Raw genomic sequence first — 2,280 nt, 5'->3', positions numbered from 1 at the left:
TCGGAGACGATGCGGAACCCGTTGGCGAGTGTGTGCTGCTGAACTGTCAATTCGCGATGTTCTTTCTGATGTGATCCTCAAGGGCCGCCAGATCACTGCTGATCCGGGTTACCCGTTCCGGCCTGTCATACAGATCTGCCATCCGCGGAGGAAGAGGCGGATGAATGCCGCTGGCATCTTCTACGGCAGCCGGGAATTTCGCCGGGTGGGCAGTGGCGAGCGTGATCATCGGCACATCCGCCTCGCGGTGCTCGTTCGCGACCTTCACGCCAACGGCTCCATGCGGACAAAGCAGCTCGCCCGAGGCAGCCAGTTCGGATTTGATTGTGGCCAGGGTTTCTTCCTCAGAGGTGCGGCCCGAGGCATAGGTTTCGCTCAGCGCCTGCATGGCCCCTTGCGACACGTCGAAGCCGCCGTTCTTCAGCTCATCCATCAACTGGGCAATGGCCTTGCTGTCTTGGCCATAGGCGTAGAACAGGGCACGCTCGAAGTTCGACGACACCTGAATGTCCATCGACGGGCTGATCGAGGGTTGGGTGTCGCCCTTGTAGTACCCCTGCCCCGACAGGCAGCGGTGCAGGATGTCGTTCTGGTTGGTGGCAACCACCAGCTGATCGATCGGCAGGCCCATCTGCTTGGCAATGAATCCCGCGAAGATGTCGCCGAAGTTTCCAGTCGGCACGGTGAAGCTCACCTTGCGGTCCGGCGCCCCCAGAGAGACGGCGGCGGAGAAGTAATAAACGACCTGCGCCAGAACGCGGGCGATGTTGATCGAGTTCACGCCCGCCAGTTTCACGCCGTCGCGGAAATCGAAGTCGTTGAACATATCTTTGACGCGCGCCTGGCAGTCGTCAAAGTCGCCATCAACGGCCAGCGCATGGACGTTGGCATCCTGCGGGGTGGTCATTTGGCGGCGCTGCACTTCGGAGACCCGGCCGTGCGGATACAGGATGAAGACGTCAACGTTGCTGAGGCCCCGGAAGGCCTCCATCGCTGCCGAACCGGTGTCGCCGGATGTCGCGCCCGCAATGGTCACCCGGTCGCCGCGCCGCTCAAGCGCAGCCTGGAACAGCTGGCCGATCAGCTGCATGGCGAAGTCCTTGAACGCCAGCGTGGGGCCGTGGAACAATTCCAGCAGGAAGTGGTTCGGTGCCAGCTGCTTCAGCGGTGCGCGGGCGGCGTGGCCGAAGCCCTCGTAAGCGCGGGCGATGATGGCGCGGAATTCCTCGTCGGTGAAGCAATCACCGATGAAAGGGCGCATGACGCGGAAGGCGGTTTCCTCATAGGACAGGCCCGCCAGTGCCGCGATCTCATCCTGGTGCATCTGCGGGATTTCGGCCGGCACATACAGGCCGCCGTCGCGCGCGAGGCCGGTCAGCATTGCGTCTTCAAAGGTCAGCTCGGGCGCTTGGCCCCGGGTCGAGATATATTTCATCGCCTTCAGCTCTTCTGGTTCAAGGGCGGCTGCGCCGCAGGAAGTAGACGGTCATTGCGGCCCAGATGAAGGCCAGCGAAAACCAGGTGATCGAATAATGCAAGTGGTTGTTCGGGATGGAGGCCGTGTCGACAGGCACTGGCAACAAGCCGGCCTCGCCTTGGGGATTGCGCCTTAGAACAATCATGGCAGGCTCGGTACCAAGATAATCGGCCATCTGTTCGGCGTCACGGGCAAACCAAATGTTATCCACCCAATCCGGTTTAGGCGTGTAGCTGTCGGTTTCTTGCGGCCAGTGCAGGTTGCCTTCAATCTCCGCGGGGCCAAAGTAACGGTCATCCGGCCTGTCAGCCTGCGTTACAAACCCGCGGTCGATCAGAACCTTACGGCCGTTCGCCAAGGTGAAATCGGAGACCACACGAAACCCTGGCCCCAGGTCCTTAAACGAAGAAAGGACGTGCAGCTCATTTTCACCGATGTCGCCGGAAAGACGAATGGGGCGGTACTTGTCCACTTCAGGATCAAAGTCTGAGGGAAGCACAGTTACGGGTTCTTCCGCGATCCGTGCCTCGATGGTAGCGAGGATATCTTCTTTCCAGGCCATGCGCTGCAGCTGCCAGGTGCCCAGGCCGATCAGAATGGCAAGGCCCGCGCCGCTGATGATCAACAGGAAGATGACACGCCGCATCCGGGCTGCTCCGCTTCAATAGTAAAGGCGCGCAGAGCCTGCTGCCCTGCGCGCCTTGCTCATTAATGTCTGTCCGCGGTTTTTGGAACCGCAAACATGTAACCATTACATTCCCGGGATCAAAAGCCCGAGGTGCCCCAGATGTAGACGGCAACAA

At 60.5% G+C, this 2,280-nt stretch carries 2 protein-coding genes; both read right to left on the bottom strand.

Features of this window, described 5'->3' with window-relative positions; genetic code table 11:
- Positions 1 to 46 precede the first annotated feature (46 nt).
- The gene (gene thrC, locus A2I95_RS32280; RefSeq protein WP_291736402.1) at positions 47 to 1,435 is read right to left on the bottom strand and encodes a threonine synthase; all 1,389 of its coding nucleotides are present in this window, start codon (positions 1,433 to 1,435) and stop codon (positions 47 to 49) included.
- A gap of 19 nt (positions 1,436 to 1,454) precedes the next feature.
- A complete protein-coding gene (locus A2I95_RS32275; protein ID WP_367153180.1) occupies positions 1,455 to 2,102 on the bottom strand; it encodes an SURF1 family protein in 648 nt (215 codons plus the stop codon).
- Positions 2,103 to 2,280: the final 178 nt, after the last annotated feature.

The sequence above is a fragment of the Leisingera sp. F5 genome, from assembly GCF_001593695.1.
The sequence above is the reverse complement of the archived record's forward strand: the minus strand, read 5'-3'. Positions and strand labels throughout refer to the sequence as shown.

Bases quoted from the DNA above. Each gene is read 5' to 3' on its own strand.
- thrC (WP_291736402.1), bottom strand. From the start codon at position 1,435: ATGAAATATATCTCGACCCGGGGCCAAGCGCCCGAGCTGACCTTTGAA.